Source organism: Citricoccus sp., assembly GCF_032154715.1.
In the GTDB taxonomy this organism is placed as follows: Bacteria; Actinomycetota; Actinomycetes; order Actinomycetales; family Micrococcaceae; genus Citricoccus.
Genome location: NZ_JALDXU010000028.1, coordinates 16,891 through 33,558, shown reverse-complemented (window position 1 = coordinate 33,558; position 16,668 = coordinate 16,891). Strand labels below are relative to the sequence as shown.

Annotated in this window: 16 protein-coding genes; 2 read left to right on the top strand and 14 right to left on the bottom strand. The window is 68.5% G+C overall.

The genetic code is table 11. From position 1 onward, the window contains the following. Window positions 1-30 precede the first annotated feature (30 nt). Genes RUH65_RS06945 through RUH65_RS06935 form a run of 3 tightly spaced genes read right to left on the bottom strand, consistent with a single transcriptional unit; the run spans window position 31 to window position 2,995 of the window. Window positions 31-918, bottom strand: coding sequence for a 3-hydroxyacyl-CoA dehydrogenase family protein (locus tag RUH65_RS06945; RefSeq protein WP_396179752.1), 888 nt, complete (start codon window positions 916-918; stop codon window positions 31-33). Between the two features lie 14 nt (window positions 919-932). Next, window positions 933-1,775, bottom strand: a complete 843-nt coding sequence (locus RUH65_RS06940; RefSeq protein ID WP_313816584.1) for an enoyl-CoA hydratase/isomerase family protein — start codon at window positions 1,773-1,775, stop codon at window positions 933-935. Next, window positions 1,775-2,995, bottom strand: coding sequence for an acetyl-CoA C-acyltransferase (locus RUH65_RS06935; protein WP_313816583.1), 1,221 nt, complete (start codon window positions 2,993-2,995; stop codon window positions 1,775-1,777). The genes RUH65_RS06940 and RUH65_RS06935 overlap by 1 nt, the downstream gene beginning before the upstream one ends. A 231-nt stretch (window positions 2,996-3,226) precedes the next feature. Here RUH65_RS06935 and RUH65_RS06930 point away from each other — a divergent pair, with 231 nt between their 5' ends. Continuing rightward, window positions 3,227-4,633 (top strand): MFS transporter, encoded by a 1,407-nt coding sequence (locus RUH65_RS06930; RefSeq protein ID WP_313816582.1) that lies wholly within the window; start codon window positions 3,227-3,229, stop codon window positions 4,631-4,633. 113 nt (window positions 4,634-4,746) lie between these two features. Here RUH65_RS06930 and thpD read toward each other — a convergent pair whose 3' ends face one another. The 4 genes from thpD to ectA form a co-directional block, all read right to left on the bottom strand. After that, complete coding sequence (gene thpD / locus RUH65_RS06925; RefSeq protein WP_313816581.1) at window positions 4,747-5,655, bottom strand: ectoine hydroxylase; 909 nt, start codon at window positions 5,653-5,655, stop codon at window positions 4,747-4,749. 200 nt (window positions 5,656-5,855) lie between these two features. After that, complete coding sequence (locus RUH65_RS06920; RefSeq protein ID WP_115932809.1) at window positions 5,856-6,299, bottom strand: ectoine synthase; 444 nt, start codon at window positions 6,297-6,299, stop codon at window positions 5,856-5,858. A 125-nt stretch (window positions 6,300-6,424) separates the two neighbouring features. Then, window positions 6,425-7,723, bottom strand: coding sequence for a diaminobutyrate--2-oxoglutarate transaminase (gene ectB / locus RUH65_RS06915; protein WP_313816580.1), 1,299 nt, complete (start codon window positions 7,721-7,723; stop codon window positions 6,425-6,427). A gap of 168 nt (window positions 7,724-7,891) precedes the next feature. After that, window positions 7,892-8,404 (bottom strand): diaminobutyrate acetyltransferase, encoded by a 513-nt coding sequence (gene ectA, locus RUH65_RS06910; protein WP_313816579.1) that lies wholly within the window; start codon window positions 8,402-8,404, stop codon window positions 7,892-7,894. A gap of 271 nt (window positions 8,405-8,675) precedes the next feature. Between ectA and RUH65_RS06905 the strand changes: the two genes are divergently transcribed. Beyond that, window positions 8,676-9,581 carry a PaaI family thioesterase gene (locus tag RUH65_RS06905; RefSeq protein WP_313816578.1) on the top strand — a complete coding sequence of 302 codons (906 nt, stop codon included), beginning with the start codon at window positions 8,676-8,678 and terminating at the stop codon, window positions 9,579-9,581. Between the two features lie 12 nt (window positions 9,582-9,593). Here RUH65_RS06905 and RUH65_RS06900 read toward each other — a convergent pair whose 3' ends face one another. The 7 genes from RUH65_RS06900 to mmsB all read right to left on the bottom strand — a co-directional run bounded on the left by RUH65_RS06900 (window position 9,594) and on the right by mmsB (window position 16,644). Further along, window positions 9,594-10,139 carry a CarD family transcriptional regulator gene (locus RUH65_RS06900; protein WP_159548536.1) on the bottom strand — a complete coding sequence of 182 codons (546 nt, stop codon included), beginning with the start codon at window positions 10,137-10,139 and terminating at the stop codon, window positions 9,594-9,596. Between the two features lie 151 nt (window positions 10,140-10,290). After that, window positions 10,291-10,998, bottom strand: coding sequence for a MarR family transcriptional regulator (locus RUH65_RS06895; RefSeq protein ID WP_313816575.1), 708 nt, complete (start codon window positions 10,996-10,998; stop codon window positions 10,291-10,293). After that, window positions 10,995-11,885 carry an enoyl-CoA hydratase/isomerase family protein gene (locus RUH65_RS06890; protein ID WP_313816574.1) on the bottom strand — a complete coding sequence of 297 codons (891 nt, stop codon included), beginning with the start codon at window positions 11,883-11,885 and terminating at the stop codon, window positions 10,995-10,997. The genes RUH65_RS06895 and RUH65_RS06890 overlap by 4 nt, the downstream gene beginning before the upstream one ends. Then, a complete protein-coding gene (locus RUH65_RS06885; RefSeq protein WP_313816573.1) occupies window positions 11,882-13,162 on the bottom strand; it encodes a CoA transferase in 1,281 nt (426 codons plus the stop codon). Before RUH65_RS06885 ends, RUH65_RS06890 begins: the two co-directional genes overlap by 4 nt. A 14-nt stretch (window positions 13,163-13,176) precedes the next feature. Then, window positions 13,177-14,679 carry an aldehyde dehydrogenase family protein gene (locus RUH65_RS06880; protein ID WP_313816572.1) on the bottom strand — a complete coding sequence of 501 codons (1,503 nt, stop codon included), beginning with the start codon at window positions 14,677-14,679 and terminating at the stop codon, window positions 13,177-13,179. A gap of 111 nt (window positions 14,680-14,790) precedes the next feature. After that, the gene (locus RUH65_RS06875; RefSeq protein ID WP_313816571.1) at window positions 14,791-15,591 is read right to left on the bottom strand and encodes an enoyl-CoA hydratase; all 801 of its coding nucleotides are present in this window, start codon (window positions 15,589-15,591) and stop codon (window positions 14,791-14,793) included. Window positions 15,592-15,660: 69 nt separating this feature from the next. After that, a complete protein-coding gene (gene mmsB / locus RUH65_RS06870; RefSeq protein ID WP_313816570.1) occupies window positions 15,661-16,644 on the bottom strand; it encodes a 3-hydroxyisobutyrate dehydrogenase in 984 nt (327 codons plus the stop codon). Between the last annotated feature and the right edge of the window lie 24 nt (window positions 16,645-16,668).

Below are 16,668 nucleotides of genomic sequence, written 5' to 3'. Positions count from 1 at the left end.
AACCCCGCGATGGGGGATGCGGGTCGCGGGTTAGCTCCAGGTGAAGAAGCCCTGACCGGTCTTGCGGCCGAGCTCGCCGGCGGCGACCTTGTCCCGCAGGATCTGGGGCGGATCGAAGCGTTCACCCAGGGTGGAGGCCAGGTACTCGGCGATGCCCAGGCGCACGTCCAGCCCCACGATGTCCGTGGTCTTCAGGGGCCCGGTGGGGTGCTTGTAGCCCAGGACCATGGCGTTGTCGATGTCCTCAGGACTGGCCACCCCTTCCTCGACCATGCGCATCGCCTCCAGGGCGATCGCGACCCCGAGCCGGGAGGACGCGAAGCCGGGGGCGTCATTGACCACGACGGCGGTCTTGCCCAGTCCCGCGGTCCAGGCCCGGGCCGCTTCCACCCACTCGGGGGCGGTCTGGGCGCCGACCACGACCTCGATCAGGGTCGAGGCCGGCACCGGATTGAAGAAATGCAGACCCAGGAAGTTCTCCGGATGCACCAGCTCGGCCGAGAGCCCGGTCACGGACAGGCTCGAGGTGTTCGAGGCCAGCACCGCCCCGGCATCCAGGTACTGCTCGACGTCCTTCAGAGAGGCCACCTTCAGCTCCCAGTCCTCCGGGACCGCCTCGATCACCACCTCCCGGCCCGCGAAGTCCGCGCGGTCCACAGACACGGTCAACCGCCCCAGCACCTCGTCGAGGCCGGCCTCGAGCTGACCGCGCTCAGCGGACCGGCCGGTGGAAGTGGCCACCCGTTGCCGGGCCGCGGCCGCCGCCTCCTCGTCACGCTCGACCACCACGACCTCGGCGCCCTTGATCAAGAACGCATGCGCGATCCCGGCACCCATCCGCCCACCACCGAGCACCCCGACTCGGCCCGGAATTGCCGGGGCCGTGGCTGCCGAGTCCGTGGCTGCCGGGGCCGTCATGGAATTGTCGGTGCTCATGCCTGCTCCTCAGGAGGGTTATTGGTCTTCTGGGTGGTCTTGCTGGTCTGGGTGTTCTTGCGGTCGAGGAAGGCCTGCATGCGCTCGAACTTCGCCTCGGACTCGAAGAGCATGGACTGGGCCAGGGTGTCGATCACCGGGTGAGCCTGGCGCGGGGCATGGAACACGGATTTGGTGATCCGTACCGCCAGTGGGTCCTGCGCACCAATCCGATCCGCCAACGAGTGCGCGGCGTCCATCAACTGCTCGGGCTCGACCAGCTCGCTGATCAGCCCGGCCGCCAGGCACTCGGCACCGGTCAGGACCCGGCCGGCCAGCAGGATCTGTTTGGCCAACGGCTCCCCCACCAACTCCTTGAGCCGCCACGTCGCCCCCGCCGCCGCCATAATGCCCAGATTCGTCTCGGGATTGCCCATCCGCAGCGCCGCCGTGCCGATCCGGAAGTCCGCCGCATACGCCAACTCCGCACCCCCACCCAACGCGTAACCGTCCAGGGCGGCGATCACCGGCATCGGCAGCTTGGCGATCCGGTCGAAGAGCGTGGAGTTGATCCCGGCCAGCGCATCCGCCCGGCCACGCTCACGCAACTGGGCGATATCCGCCCCGGAGGCGAACACGCCCTTGACCCCGGCTTCACCGTCCGAGGGGGTCCCGGCCAGGACCAACACCTTCGGCACCCGCTCCAGGGACGCGCAGACCACGTGCAACTCATCCACCATCACCTGATCGATCGCATTGCGCACCGCAGGCCGATGCAGCCGCACCACCAATCGATCCTCACCCTCATCCACCACCAGGGTGGAGAAGCTCTCCGGATCCAGGACGTCCAGCGTGGCCATCAGACCGCCTCCACCAGGAGCGCCGCGCCCTGGCCGACGCCGACGCACATCGTGGCCAGGCCCCGCGCCCCCGGGGACGCCTCGCGCTCGAGCCGGCCGAGGAGGGTGATCACGATCCGCGACCCGGAGGAGCCGAGCGGGTGTCCGAGGGCGATCGCGCCGCCGTCGTTGTTCACTGTCCCAGCATCCAGGCCCAGCTCGCGCAGGCTGGCCAGGGACTGCGAGGCGAAGGCCTCGTTGAGTTCGACGGCGGCGAGGTCGCCGACCGCGGTGCCCGTGCGTTCCAACACCTTGCGGCTGGAGGGGACCGGCCCCATGCCCATGATCTCCGGCGCCAGCCCGGCCGAGGCGCCCGCCAGCACCCGGGCTCGAGGCGTGAGCCCGTACTTCGCCACGGCGGCCTCGGAGGCGACGATAATCGCGGAGGCCCCGTCATTCAGGGTGGAGGCGTTGCCGGCCGTGACCACGCTGCCGCCCTTCACCAAGGGACGCAGCCCGGCGAGGACGTCGGCCGAGGTGCCCGGCCGCGGTCCCTCATCGGTGTCCACCACCGTCTCGGCGCCCTTGCGTCCCTTGACAGTCACGGGGACGATCTCGTCGGCGAAGCGCCCGGCCTCGATGGCCGCGAGGGCACGTTCGTGGGACCGGACGGCGAAGGCGTCGCAGTCCTCGCGCGAGGTGTTGTAGATCCGCGCCACCTCCTCTGCCGTCTCCGGCATGGAGTAGGTGGCCTTGCCGCCGCGGGAGTACTCCCCGGACAGGAAAGCCGGGTTGGTGAAGCGCCAGCCGATGGAGGTGTCCACGACCTCGCCCGGCTTGGCGAACGGCGTGGTGGGCTTCTCCATGACCCAGGGCGCGCGGGACATGGACTCAACGCCGCCGGCCACCACGATCTCGGCGGCACCGGCCTGGATCATGTGGGTGGCCATCTGGATGGCACTCATGCCAGAGGCACAGAGGCGGTTGACGGTGATGCCGGGGACGTGGTCCGGGTAGCCGCCCAGCAGCCAGGCCATCCGGGCGACATTGCGGTTCTCCTCGCCCGCGCCGTTGGCGTTGCCGTAGATGACCTCGTCGACCGAGGCCGGGTCCAGCCCGGACCGCTCGACGGCGGCGCGGATGGCCAGGGCGGCCAGGTCGTCCGGCCGGACGGAGGAGAGGGCACCCCCGTACCGGCCAACCGGCGTGCGGGCACCTCCGATCAGGAATGCTTCGCTCACTTCGGCTCCGTTCGAGGGGGACGCAGGGGTTCACTGGCCGGACAGCAGAGAATTACCGACCAATCGTTCACTATGAGATTCGCACCCTCGGCGGGCGGGGTCAACCAGGCAAACTGCCGCGAGGTGGTTGTGGCGTGACTCACAAGAGTGGATTATCATCGTGCGGTGACCGAACGGTCAGTCACTAATCCGCACCGTCCTCAGCATCCCACCCGTCATCTGGAGCTCACCATGGCAGATTCACCGACCGCAGCGGCAGCCCGCCCGCGGCGCAGCCCCGAGGAGCGCAAGGTCCTCGCCGGCACCCTCGTCGGCACCACCATCGAGTGGTACGACTTCTTCATCTACGCCCAGGCCGCGGCCTTCGTGCTGGCGCCCCTGTTCTTCGCTCCGCTGGCCGCGGAGAACGCCCCACTGGCCCAGGTGGTCTCCTGGGCCTCCCTGGGCATCAGCTTCCTGTTCCGTCCGCTCGGCGCCATCGTCGCCGGTCACCTGGGGGACAAATACGGACGCAAGATGATCCTGGTGATCACCCTGGTCGGCATGGGCGGGGCCACGGCCCTGATCGGCATGCTGCCCACCCACGCCGTGATCGGCGTCTGGGCGCCCATCCTCCTGATCTTCCTGCGCATCGTGCAGGGCTTCTCCGCCGGTGGCGAATGGGGCGGAGCCGCCCTGATGTCGGTCGAGCACGCTCCACGCAACCTGCGCAGCACCTTCGGCTCCTACCCGCAGATCGGTGTCCCGATCGGCATGCTGCTGGCCACCGCCTTCATGACGCTGCTGACCAGCTCCATGTCCGAGGAGGCCTTCATGGCCTGGGGCTGGCGCATCCCCTTCCTCTCCTCCGTGGTGCTGATCCTCGTGGGGTACCTCATCCGCCGCGCCGTGGACGAGTCCCCGGTGTTCAAGGAGATGCAGCTGCGCAAGAAGGAGTCGGCCGCTCCCCTGGGCGTGCTCCTGAAGAACCACAAGAAGAACGTCATCCTGGCCGCCCTGATCTTCGCCGCCAACAACGCGGCCGGCTACCTGGTCATCGCCTTCTTCGCCTCCTACGGGGCCAACGTGCTGGGCATGAGCCGGGAGTCCACGCTCGTGGCCTCCTTCATCGGCGGCCTCGGCTGGTTGGCCTTCACCATGCTGGGCGGCCGGCTCGGTGACCGGATCGGCAAGATCCGCACCTTCCAGATCGGTTACGGCATCATCATCCTGTGGGCGATCCCCATGTGGTTCCTGCTGGACACGGCCTCACTGCCGCTGTTCACCCTGGCCATCGTCATCCTCACCATCGGCCTCGGCCCCTCGTACGGCCCGCAGTCCGCGCTCTACGCCGAGATGTTCCCGGCCAACGTCCGCTATTCCGGGGTGTCCATCGGCTACGCCTTCGGCTCGATCATCGGCGGCGCCTTCGCCCCGATGATCGCCCAGCTGCTGCTGAACCGCACCGGTGCCAGCTGGACCATCGGCGTCTACATCGCCGCGTTGGCCATCGTCTCCTTTGTGGCCGTGTCCCTGGTGCCGAAGTCCGTGGAGGGATCCGACCTGCACGTGGACGAGGCACACCGCGAGCACCTGGCCGCACACCCGGAGGACGCGCCCCTGGTCGACGAGGCAACCCACGAGGACCGGAAGGCGTAGGCCCTCCGGGCCACCTCCCCAGCCCGATCGGGAGTCACACCGCCGCCAGACAACTTTGCGGGCAGAAACAACCGGTTGTTTCTGCCCGCAAAGTGGTGTCTGCCCGGGTGCTGTCAGCGCAGTCCGGCCGGCGTGAAATCGGTCGAGCCGGCGAACTCGGGCCGTGGCCTGGCCGCGGCGTACGGCTCCTCGATCGTGTTCTCCACCGAGTTGAACACGATGAACACGTTGGAGCGCGGGAACGGGGTGACGTTGCCGTTGGACGCGTGCATGCAGTTGCTGTCGAACATGACGGCCCCGCCGGCCTGGCCCTCCAGCACGTCGATCCCGTAACGGTCGTAGAAGTCCGTCAGGATCTGCTTGCTCGGGGTCCCGGCACCCTGCATGACCAGGGACTTGAGGTAGTTGTCCTCCGGAGTGGCCCCGTCGCAGGAGACGTACTCGCGGTGCGAGCCGGGCATGATCATCAGCGGCCCGTTGTAGGAATAGTTGTCCGTCATCGAGATCGAGATGCTGACGGCCCGCGGGGCGGGCATGCCGTCCTCCGCGTGCCACGTCTCGAAGTCGGAGTGCCACATGAACTCCTTGCCCTCGAAGCCGGGCTTGAAGTTCACGCGGGACTGGTGGATGTACACGTCTGAACCCAGCAGCTGCCGCGCCCGGTCCACTACCCGCGGGTCGTTGGCGATTTTCTTGAACACCGGGCTGATGCGGTGCACGTCGAAGACCGAGCGCACCTGACGGCTGCTGGCCTCGATCACGCAGCGCTCATCGGCCCGGACCTGCGGGTCGTGCGAGAGGCGATCGAGTTCTCGGTGGAATTCCGCCACCTCGTCGTCGCTGACCAGCCGGTCGATCGACAGATACCCGCGGGCGTCGAACCCGTCCAGGGTCGCCTGGTCCAGCGGACCCTCTGACGCGGACCCCCACACCACCGCATCCTCGCGGGGCATGACCTTGACCTCACCATTGTTCCGGGTGGGGTAGGTGTCGATTCTGTGCTGCGTTGCCGTTGCAGTCATCGGTCTTCTCCTATCCTTCGGTGTTCTGCGCGGTTTCGGTGGTTCTCACCACTCGGGTGCGGGCCCTACTATGCCCCGTCACCCCACATACCACTGTGGCCCGGCACCCCGATCCCCCGCAAGGGGAGTTCGGGGGTACCGGGCCACTGTTGCTCGGCGGGGCCGGTACCGATCGGTACCGGTCTCCGCCCGTCAGGCGATCAGGCCATCGCTTCAGTTTCGACGTTGGCCTTCTTCGGCACCTTGCGGTCCGAGCCCTCTTCGAAGACGAGCTGGTAGACACCGTTGGCATCGTGGGTCTCGCGGCCGGTCACCGGCGGATTGAAGACACAGGCCATCCGCAGCTCGGTGGTGGCGCGCACGGTGTGCTTCTCGTTGCCGTCCAGCAGGTACATGGTGCCGTCCTTGAGCTCGTGCACCTCACCGGTCACCTCGTTGGTCAGGGTGCCCTCGCCCTGCACGCAGTACACGGCCTCGATGTGGTTCGCGTAGTGGAACGTCGAGGTGGTGCCGGCGTAGATCACGGTGTCGTGGAAGGAGAAGCCGACGCCCTCACGCGCCAGCACCATGCGGCGTGAGCGCCAGGTCTCCGACTTGATGTCGCGCTCGGTGTCATTCAGGTCATTCAGGTTGGTCACCAGCATGTGGATTCCTTTCGGTCAGGACGGTTGGTACATCTGCGGGGGGCACGACGGCGGCCGGTGCGGCGTGTGCCGCATAACGTACCGCCGTCGGTGCCGTGGAGGAAAGCGCCGGGGCGCCGAGGGGCTCAGGCGGCGGCGAGCGTGCCGGCTCCCGGCTGATAGGCGACGTCGGTGCCGGTCACCGTGGCCACGGCCGCGGCGATGATGCCCATGCCACGCTCCAGCTGGTCCTTCGGGGTGGTCAGGGCCGGCATCAGCTTCAGGACCTCATCGTCGGGACCGGAGGTCTCCACGAGCAGGCCGTTCCGGAAGGACTCGGCGGCCACCTTGCTGGCCACCTCCGTGTCCGCGAAGCACAGGCCAGCCAGCAGTCCGCGGCCGCGGACGGAGGCACCGTCCACGGAGGCGGCGATCTGTTCCAGGGCGCCGTGCACGGTGGCGATGGCCTCGGCCAGCTGTCCCTTCTGGAACGAGTCGTCGGCCCAGAACTCCTTCAGGGTGGCGGTGGCGGTGACGAACGCCGGGTTGTTGCCGCGGAAGGTCCCGTTGTGCTCGCCGGGCTCCCACACGTCCAGCTCGGGGCGGAAGAGGGTCAAGGCCATCGGCAGGCCGTAACCGGAGATCGACTTGGAGACGCAGACGATGTCCGGGGTGAAGCCGGCCTCCTCGAAGCTGAAGAAGGTGCCGGTCCGGCCGCAGCCGGCCTGGACGTCGTCCACGATCAGCAGGATCTCGTGCTTGCCGCACAGATCCGAGAGCTGCTTGAGCCACTCGAGGCGGGCGGCACGCACACCGCCCTCACCCTGGACGGTCTCCACGATGATGGCGGCCGGCTTGTCCACGCCGGAGCCGGAGTCCTCCAGGACACGCTCCAGCCACATGAAGTCCTCGATCTCACCGTTGAAGTAGTCGTCATACGGGATCTTCGAGCTGTTGGTCAGCGGAATGCCGGCGCCCTTGCGCTTCATCGAGTTGCCGGTCACGGACAGCGAGCCGAGCGTCATGCCGTGGAACGCGTTGGTGAAGGAGAGGATGTGCTGGCGGCCGGTCACCTTGCGGGCCAGCTTGAGGGCGGCCTCCACGGTGTTGGTCCCCGTGGGGCCGGGGAACATGACCTTGTAGTCCAGTCCGCGCGGCTTCAGGATGACGTCACTGAAGGTCTGCAGGAAGTCCCGCTTGGCCGGCGTCATCATGTCCAGGGAGTGCACGGGGGCATCGCTGGCGATGTACTCGACCAAGGCCTTCTGCAGCAGCGGGTGGTTGTGCCCGTAGTTCAGCGCGCCGGCGCCGGAGAAGAAGTCCAGGTACTCGGTGCCGTCCTCGGCGGTCTGGACGGCGCCCTTGGCCTGGGTGAAGACGGTGGGCCAGCCGCGGCTGTAGCTGCGGACCTCGGATTCGATGGTGGTGAAGACGGTGGTGTCCATGGTTCATCCCTTTCTTGGCAGACATCCGCGTGGTGGATGGCCTGCATGGTCGGTGGGGGCGATGGCGAGTGGTGATGGGTTCACGTTCGGGTCGCGCTGAGGTTTGCCGACAGTGGGGCGAGGCCACTGCACGGCATTCGGGAGCGCTACAACGCGCCGACGGGGCGACTACTCCGCGAGAGGAGCGATGCGGTGGAGGTATTCCGTGTCGTGTCCGTCCGGGTACATCTCCGCCGTGATCAGTGGGGTGATCTGGTGGTCCGCTCCGAAGCGCTCGGCGAGGCTGGCGAAGAGTCGCTGGGAGGCCTCGTTGTCATCCGTGATGGTGGTCTCCAGCGCCGCGGCTGAGGTGCGGGCCACGAGTTCGTCCAACATGCGGGAGGCCAGGCCGTGGCCCCGGGCGGCCTCGGTCACGGCTACCTGCCACACCATCAGCGTGGTGGGGGCATCTGGCCGGAGGTAGCCGGTGACGAAGCCGGCCGGCTCGCCGTCGATCTCGGCGATCACGGTGGTGTCGGCGAAGTCCCGGCACCACAGCAGGTAGTAGTAGGACGAGTTGAGGTCGAGGACCTTCGAGTCCTTGGTCATATGCCACAACGCCGCTCCGTCCTCTGTCTGCGGAGGGCGGAGCACGGGGGCTGTCGGTCGGGTGGTCAGTGCTGTGTCTGCATCATCTGCCATCCCCTCCAACCTAACGAGATGAAATCTGATTTCAAGCCCGGTCTGGCGGATTTGCGGGGTTTTGGGCCTCTTCACCGCCCGGTATCACTCCGTCCGACACGCCGCCACATCCCATAGCTGACGCGGTTGCCCGGGCAAACCTTTCGAGGCCGAACGGGCATCCTGAGATCTTAATCATTCCGTTATCTTTGCAGCCCCGAGGATAGCGTGATATGAACCGGGTCACAACGGCTGGCGGCCGAGAAGAACCGCTCTGGGTTAGGTTGCTGGAATGACCTTCTCTACCCCTTCGCCGCCCGCGGCCCCCACGACCGAACGTCCCCACCTGCTCGGCCGCACCGAGCAGCTGACGCGCGTCCAGCTGTTCGCGGCACAGCAGCACGGGGCGCGGGAACGGACGGGCACCCTGAGGACGGGCCCCTGGTCCCTGGACGCCGAAGGACGCCCCACCGGGCTCTCCGCCGCCGTGCTGCTGGACAACACGCTGGCACGAGCCATCCGCGCGGCCGCCATGGACCTGGATTGGATCGTCACCACCGAGTTGCAGCTCAATTTCAACCGCCCCTACCCCGCCGAGGGAACCGTCCTGGAGTCCTGGGCGAGCGCGGCCGCCGTCGACTCCCTGGGTGGCATGGCCCAGGCCAGCTTGCAGGATCCCGAAGGAACGGTCTACATCCACGCCACGGGGTGGTTCCAGGGCGTCGGCCCGAACTCCGGCGCCACGGCGGACCAGTACAGGCGACTGGCATCGCTCCCGCTCGGTCCAGAGACGGAGGTGCCCCTGGCCACGCTCGTGGGAATGCAGGGCGGCTCCATGCCCGGCGACGGCGAACGCCCCTCCGTCACCGACAGCTTCCAGGACGGTCCGCAATTTGCCGAGAACGTCGAGTTGATGAACCCACAGGGGGCAGTGCACGGTGGCGCGCTGACCATCATGTCCGGGTTGGCGGCTCAGCAAGCCATGCCGGATCGGGCGGGATTCGACCTGCAGTCGCTGCGAGTCCTCTTCCTCCGCCCGGCCGGGGGCGCCATCGCCGCGCGCACCCGAGTGCGCCACGCAGGACGCTCCCTGCGCATCGTGGACGTCGAGCTGGTGGCCGGCGGGGCCGACGTCGGGAATCTCACCCAGCCCAAGCCGTTCGTGCAGGCCGAAGCGGTGTTCCGCGCCGCCCGGTGACGGCCGCGCCTGTCAGGCGGCCTGTTTGGCGTGCTTGGAATCCTTGCCGCGGTCCAGACCCAGGTCCTTCAGCGGCGTGCCGTCGATGGCCTGGACCATGACGTCCTCGGCCTCCACCACGGAGATGTCCAGGACGATGGCGACCTCGGCGGCGAGGATCTCCACGGCATCGCGGTACAGGGTGCGCTCGGCCATGGACAGGTCCTTCTCGGCCTGACGGCGGTGCAGGTCTCGGACCACTTCGGCCACGCGGGGCAGGTCACCGGTCGCAAGCTTCTCCTGGAAGGCCTTCAGCCGCCGGGACCACTGCTCCTCGACGTACTCGCTGGGCTTCGCCAGGAGGGACATCAGCTTGCGGACCTGGGTGTGGCTGCTGACATCGCGGACACCGATGTCCTTGACCATCGATTCGGGAACGGAGATGCGCAATCCCTTGTCCTGGATGTCCAGTTCCACATACGCGACGTCCTTGCCCTTCAATTGCCGGACCTGACGATCAAGGACGATCGCGGGGCCGTGGTGGGGATGGACAACAAACTGACCGGGAACCAGACGCATGGGTGGGATGCACCTTCCTGTTGCTTACACCGAACCATCACCGGGGCAGGCGGAAGCCCTCCACCGGAAATTGACCTATTTATTTTCTCATTATTTCTTTCAGAAAACAAATCAGGGGCGTGTCCTTGAACCCAGCGGGCGGCGGGATGCCCTATGCTCTCGGCAGCCTGCGCCGCTTGGGGCGTACGGGTGTGCCCGCGGCATCCCCGGGGGTCGGGGCCGCCGCACCGTCCGGGCTGGCCGGCGTCCTTTCCCCCTCCCTCGCGCCTTCCTCGGCGGCCGCGGAGACGGGACCACCGCCGGGGTCACCGTCGCTGAGTCGGCGGCCAGCCGGACCGCCCGCCAAGGGACTCGGCTCGGAGAAGTCTCCGGCCGCATAGCGAAACGTCCCGAGGATGCGGTTGAGGTCGGTCAGCACCCCCGCGGGCAGACCGAGGTCGGCGAAGACCTCGCGGTTGAGCTCCCGGGCCGCCTGCAGTGCCAGGTCGCGGCCCTGTGGAGTGATGGCGATGAGATTCGCCCGGCCGTCCGTGGGATGCGGCTGCCGCTCCACGAGACCGGCCTGTCCCAAGCGCTCCACGGTGTTGGTGACCGAGGTGGGATGGACCTGGAGCCGGCTCGAGGCCTTGGCCAGCGGCATCGCCCCCGTCCGGGAGAACCCCAGCAGGGTCAGCATCTCAAAGCGGGCGAAGGTCAGGTCCAGGGGGCGCAGCACAGCATCGATCCGGGCCATGAGGATCTGCTGCACACGGAACAGGGAGGTCACCGCGGCCATGGCGTCGGCGGACTCACCCCACCCGTGTCCCGCCCAGTTCTGGTGGGCCTGCGCCACGGGGTCGTGCTGGAGCGGAGGTGTCACGGCTGGGGATCTCCCGTCCTGATCGACTGCCGGGCCTGCCGCTGGACGTCTCGCCCGCCGTTCCAGGTGAACTCCGGGGTCCGCTTGGCCAGGAAGGCCCCCACCCCCGCCTCGGCGTCCCCGGCGGTGGCCATCAGCTGCTGCCAGTGGTCGTTGGCGTGCCGCAGTTCGGTTCCACCGCCGGCCCCGGCGCCCGCCGAGACGATGGTGTCCACGATGTCCTTCATGGCCTGGATGGACAGCTGAGAGCGGGACGCGAGCCGCTCGGCGAATGCATCCACCTCGCCCCAGAAGGTCTCGGCGGGGTGCACCGCCTGGACCAGGCCCAGCACGCGGGCCCGTTCGGCATCCACGAAGTCACCGCTGAACAGCAGGTACTTCGCCGTGGCCTGGCCCGCGATCCGCACCAGCCGTTCGATCCCGGCGGTCGGATACACGATGCCGATCTTGGCGGGAGTGATCCCGAAGGTCGCCTCCGAGGACGCCAGGCGGATGTCACAGGCCGCGGCGATCTGCCAGGCTCCCCCGAGGCAATAGCCCTCGACGGCCGCGATGGTCGGCTTGTGCAGGCCGGCCAGGGCCGCCTCGCCAGCGGCCAAGGCACCGCCGTCGTGACGCCCGGAATCCTCGTCACGCAGGATGGTGCGCAGATCGGAGATATCCGCTCCGGCGGAGAAGTCTGTTCCGGCCCCGCGCACGACGACGGCGCGCACCGATGCGTCATCCGCCAGTCGGGCGCAGGCGGGCTCCAGGGCCCGCCACATGACCTCCGTCATGGTATTGCGCCGCCCCGGGTTGGCCAGGGTGAGGGTGGCGATGGCTCCCTGCTGCGAGATCTCCACCGTCCCGCCGGGCACGGTGGCCTCAGGTTCCGTCCCCGCGCTCACGGCCGACCGCCCGCCGGCGGGTGTGCCTGCACGATGCCCGCCTCGACGAGGCCTGCGATCTGGCCCTCGTCCAGGCCGAGCCCCTCGAGCACGGTCCGGGTGTCCTCGCCCAGGGCGGGTGGGGCCTTGCGCACGCCGGTGGCGGTGCCGTTGATGCTCAGCGGCCCGCGCAGCAGCGGCAGCGCCGAGCCGTCGAGCCGCTGGACGGTCTGCACCATGTCCAAGGCCTGCACCTGGGGGTCCTCGAAGGCCTGGGCGTAGGTGTAGATCGGGCCCGTCGGGATGCCGGCGGCGCGGAACTCCTCGATCCACTCCAGCCCGGGCCGGCGCACCAGCTTCTGTTCGATCAGCTCGGTCAGCTCGGCCCGGTGCTCCGAGCGGTCACGTCCGAGGGCGAAGCGCGGATCCTCCTCGAGCTCGGGGGCGCCGATGATGCCGCAGAACTTCTTCCAATGCGCCTGGTTGCCCACCGCGATGATCGCCGGAATGTCCGCGGTGCGGAACACCCCGTACGGGGAGAGCACGGGGTGGTTGTTGCCCTGCGGCACCGGAACGGCACCGGTGGACAGGTAGTTCTGGCCCTGGAACGCCGAGACGGCCAGCCCGGCTTCCAGCAGGGAGGTCCCCACCTCGTGGCCTTGACCGCCGTTGCCGGCGCGGCCGGCCAGCGAGGCGCAGATCCCCACGGCGGTGAAGACTCCCGCGTAGAGGTCCATGACCGGCACGCCCACCCGGGTGGGCGAGTCGGCGTCCGAGCCGGTCACGGACATCAGCCCGGACATGCCCTGGGCCACCTGGTCCAGCCCGGCCGCCTGGGCCAGCGGGCCGGTGGCCCCGAACCCGGAGACGGAGGCGATGACCAGACCCGGGTTCGCCGCGCGCAGCCGTTCCGGGTCCAGGCCCATGGTGGACAGGACGCCGGGGCGGAAGTTCTCCACCAGCACGTCCGCGGAGACCGCGAGGTCCCACAGCAGCTGACGGCCCTGCTCGGTGTAGAAGTCCACCGCGATCGACTGTTTGTTCCGGTTGGTGGAGTCGAAGTAGAGCGAGTGCTGGTCCTCGAACGGTGGCCACGACCGGGTGGAGTCCCCGCCCTTGGCGGACTCGACCTTGATGATCTCCGCCCCCAGGTCCCCGAGCAGGGCGGTGCAGTACGGCCCCGCCAGGGCCCGGGACAGGTCCATCACGGTGATCCCGGCCAGCGGCAGTGCCGCGCCGGCAGCGGCGGGTGACCCGCCGCCGTCGGGCAGGGTGTGGTCCGCACTCTGGTCCGTCATGCTCAAGCCCACGCTCACTTCCTCAGCTTCACGTTGATCTGCTTGATCTGGGTGAAGCCCTCCAGCATGCCCTCCAGCGAGGCCTCGCGGCCCATCCCGGACTGCTTGTAACCACCGTAGGACTGGCCCACCACCTGGCCGCCGCCCTGGTTGACCTGAACCCACCCGGACTCGATCCGGTGTGCCGTGTTCAACGCGTCATCCAAGTCATGGGTCCACACGTAGGCGGCGAGGCCGTAGTGGGAGTCGTTGGCCATCTGGATCACCTCGTCCACGTCCTTCCACTTGATGGCCACCAGCACCGGCCCGAAGATCTCCTCCTGGGCCAGCCGGAAGTCATTGCGGGCCCCGCCGAAGATGGTCGGCAGGTGGTAGAAGCCCTCGGTCAGCGGACCCTCGGTGGGCGCCGAGCCGCCCAGCACGGTGGTCAAGTCCGGGTGGTTCCGCCCCTCCTCCAGGAAGCCACTGATCTGGTCGAACTGAGACTGGTTAATCACCGCACCCATGTCCGAGGCCTCGTCCAGCGGGTCACCCACGACCATCGCCCCCAGCCGCGCCGCGAGCTTCTCCAGCATCTCGTCGTAGATGTCCTCGTGCAGGAACAACCGGGACCCGGCGGTGCAGGACTGGCCCTGCCGGGCGAAGCGCGAGGAGAACATCAGCCCGTCCAGGATGCCCTCGTCCTCGACCGCGTCCGGGAACACGATGGACGGGTTCTTCCCGCCCAGCTCCAAGGACAGATGCGCCAGACGTTCGGAGGCCTGGGCTGCCACCCCGCGGCCCACCTCGGTGGAGCCGGTGAAGGAGACCTTGTCCACGCCCGGGTGAGTGGACAGGGCATTGCCGATCACCGAGCCGCGGCCGGTCAGGGAGTTCACGACGCCGGCCGGCACGTGCCGCTGGCAGACCTGGGCCAGGTACTGGATGGTCAGGGGCGCGTCATCCGCGGCTTTGAGGATCACGGTGTTCCCGGCGGCCAGGGCGGCCGGGACCTTGAACGCGGCGATCATCAGCGGCGAGTTCCACGGCAGGATGCAGGCCACCACGCCCAGCGGTTCGCGGCGGGTGTACTGCAGCTGCTGGTCCCCCGCGGGCAGGGTGACGCCCTTGGACTCCCCGGCCACGCCGGCGAAGTACCGGAACAGGGAGACCAGGGTCTTGACCTCGGGACGGGCCTGGGAGCGCAGGGCGTTTCCCGTGTCCAGGGCCGTGAGCTGAGCGAACTTCTCGGCCTCGGCCTCGATGTCGTCCGCGATGGCCAGCAACGCCTCGGCCCGGCCTGTGAAGTGCGCGCTCCGCCAGTCCGGGAAGGCCCGCCGCGCGGCGGCCACGGCACGGTCGACATCCTCGATTCCGGCCGACGGCACCCGGCCGATGACCTCACCGCGCCGGGCCGGATTGCGCACCTCGCGCCACTCTCCGGTGGACGCTTCGGTGGCGCGCCCGTCGATCCACAGCAATTGCTCGACGCCGGCCAGGATGCCTGCCGCTCGATCGTCCAGGACTATTTCACTCATGGTTTATCTCTTTCCTCGAACTGACCTGGAAAATCATCACTCCGCACACTTTCTGGGCCCGGAACGGCCTCGAGATGTGCGGCGAACGATGACTCTGACTCCGGTGGGGGCTCAGCGGTGGGTGAAGGTGGCCTGGCGCTTCTCGACGAAGGCGGCCATGCCCTCTTTCTGGTCCTCGGTGGAGAAGCAGGCGTGGTTCATCCGGCGCTCGTAGAGCAGGCCCTCACTCAGACTCGACTCGTAGGCGCGGTTGACGGATTCCTTGGCGATCATCGCGATCGGCAGGGACATCCCGGCGATGGCGGCGGCCAGCTCCGCCGCCTCCGCCTGCAGTGCGGCCACCGGGACCACGCGGGCCACCAGGCCGGACCGCTCGGCCTCGTCCGCACTCATGGTCCGGCCGGTCAGGACCATCTCCATGGCTTTGGACTTGCCGATGGCCCGGGTGAGCCGCTGGGAGCCGCCCATGCCGGGGATGATGCCGAGCTTGATCTCGGGCTGGCCGAACTGCGCGTTGTCCGCGGCGATGATGATGTCCGCGATCATGGCCAGTTCGCAGCCGCCCCCCAGGGCATGGCCGGCCACGGCCGAGATGACCGGGGTCCGCACCGCGGCGAGCCGGTCCCACGCCCCGAAGAGGTCGGCCGTGTAGACGTCGGCGAAGGTGCGGGTGGCCATCTCCTTGATGTCGGCACCGGCGGCGAATGCCTTCTCCGATCCGGTGATGACGATGGCGCCGATCTCGGGATCCGCGTCGAAGCCCTCGGCGGCCCGGAGCAGTTCGTCCGTGAGCTGCAGGTTGAGGGCGTTGAGGGCCTTCGGCCGGTTCAGCGTGATGGTCCCGACGCGTCCGGAGGTGCTGGTCAGGATGGTCTCGTACGTGCTCTGGTCAGTGCTCTCGTCGGTACTCATGGTGCTCGTACTACTCCTTGGCGGTGGGTGGTCGGTGCTGTCTGCGGCGTCGAGGCGGGCGGGACCGGTTCACGCGGGGTGGCCGGATCGGTCGCGGATCTGCTCGATGATCCCCGAGAAGTCCTTGGTGCCGCCCTGCCCTGAAGCGAAGGCGGCATAGATCTCCTCGGCCAGCAGGCCGATCTGGCTCTGCGTGCCCGTGGTCTCGATCGCGTGCTTGGCCAGTCCCAGGTCCTTGGCCATCAGGGCGGCGGCGAATCCGGGCTGGTAGTCACGGTTGGCCGGCGAGGTGGGCACGGGGCCGGGAACCGGGCAATTGGTGGTCAGAGCCCAGCACTGGCCGGTGGCGGAGGAGGCGACGTCGTACAGGGCCTCGTTGCTCAATCCCAGCTTCTCGCCGAGCACGAAGGCCTCGGACACGGCGATCATGGAGGCGCCGAGGATCAGGTTGTTGCAGACCTTGGCTGCGAGCCCGTTGCCGGGCTGGCCGCAGTGGACCACATTCCGGCCGACCACGTCCAGGACGGGGCGGGCCTCTACGAAGTCACCCTCGGCTCCGCCGACCATCATGGTCAAGGTGCCGGCCTCAGCACCGACGGTGCCGCCGGAGACGGGCGCGTCCAGGGTCCGGTGACCAGCCGCCGTCGCGATCTCGTGGAGGTTGCGGGCGTCCTCCACCGCGATGGTGGAGCAATCCATGAACAGCGTGTTCTGGGCCGCGGCGGCCAAGAGGCCCTCCGTGGCATCGTTGCCCTGATAGGCACCGAGCACGTGCCTGCCGGCCGGCAGCATGGTGATCACCAGTCCGCGGTCGCCCGACGTCGCGGCTCGGACCGCGTCGGCCCCGGACGCGGCGATCTCGACTCCTGCCGCGCGAGCCGCTTCGAGCGCCTCCGGGACGAGGTCGAAGCCGTGGACGGTGTAGCCGGCCGCGACGAGGTTCGCGGCCATGGGTCCACCCATGTTGCCCAGGCCGATGAAGGCGATGGACGGGCGGGGGCCGGTGGGTGCTGGGGTATCGCTGGTGTCGTCGCGGTGGCTGGTCTCGGTCATGGCAGTTCTCCTGGCAGTTGTCCT

Bases quoted from the DNA above. Each gene is read 5' to 3' on its own strand.
- RUH65_RS06945 (WP_396179752.1), bottom strand. From the start codon at position 918: ATGACGGCCCCGGCAGCCACGGACTCGGCAGCCACGGCCCCGGCAATT.
- RUH65_RS06940 (WP_313816584.1), bottom strand. From the start codon at position 1,775: ATGGCCACGCTGGACGTCCTGGATCCGGAGAGCTTCTCCACCCTGGTG.
- RUH65_RS06930 (WP_313816582.1), top strand. From the start codon at position 3,227: ATGGCAGATTCACCGACCGCAGCGGCAGCCCGCCCGCGGCGCAGCCCC.
- thpD (WP_313816581.1), bottom strand. From the start codon at position 5,655: ATGACTGCAACGGCAACGCAGCACAGAATCGACACCTACCCCACCCGG.
- RUH65_RS06920 (WP_115932809.1), bottom strand. From the start codon at position 6,299: ATGCTGGTGACCAACCTGAATGACCTGAATGACACCGAGCGCGACATC.
- ectB (WP_313816580.1), bottom strand. From the start codon at position 7,723: ATGGACACCACCGTCTTCACCACCATCGAATCCGAGGTCCGCAGCTAC.
- ectA (WP_313816579.1), bottom strand. From the start codon at position 8,404: ATGGCAGATGATGCAGACACAGCACTGACCACCCGACCGACAGCCCCC.
- RUH65_RS06905 (WP_313816578.1), top strand. From the start codon at position 8,676: ATGACCTTCTCTACCCCTTCGCCGCCCGCGGCCCCCACGACCGAACGT.
- RUH65_RS06900 (WP_159548536.1), bottom strand. From the start codon at position 10,139: ATGCGTCTGGTTCCCGGTCAGTTTGTTGTCCATCCCCACCACGGCCCC.
- RUH65_RS06885 (WP_313816573.1), bottom strand. From the start codon at position 13,162: ATGACGGACCAGAGTGCGGACCACACCCTGCCCGACGGCGGCGGGTCA.
- RUH65_RS06880 (WP_313816572.1), bottom strand. From the start codon at position 14,679: ATGAGTGAAATAGTCCTGGACGATCGAGCGGCAGGCATCCTGGCCGGC.
- RUH65_RS06875 (WP_313816571.1), bottom strand. From the start codon at position 15,591: ATGAGTACCGACGAGAGCACTGACCAGAGCACGTACGAGACCATCCTG.
- mmsB (WP_313816570.1), bottom strand. From the start codon at position 16,644: ATGACCGAGACCAGCCACCGCGACGACACCAGCGATACCCCAGCACCC.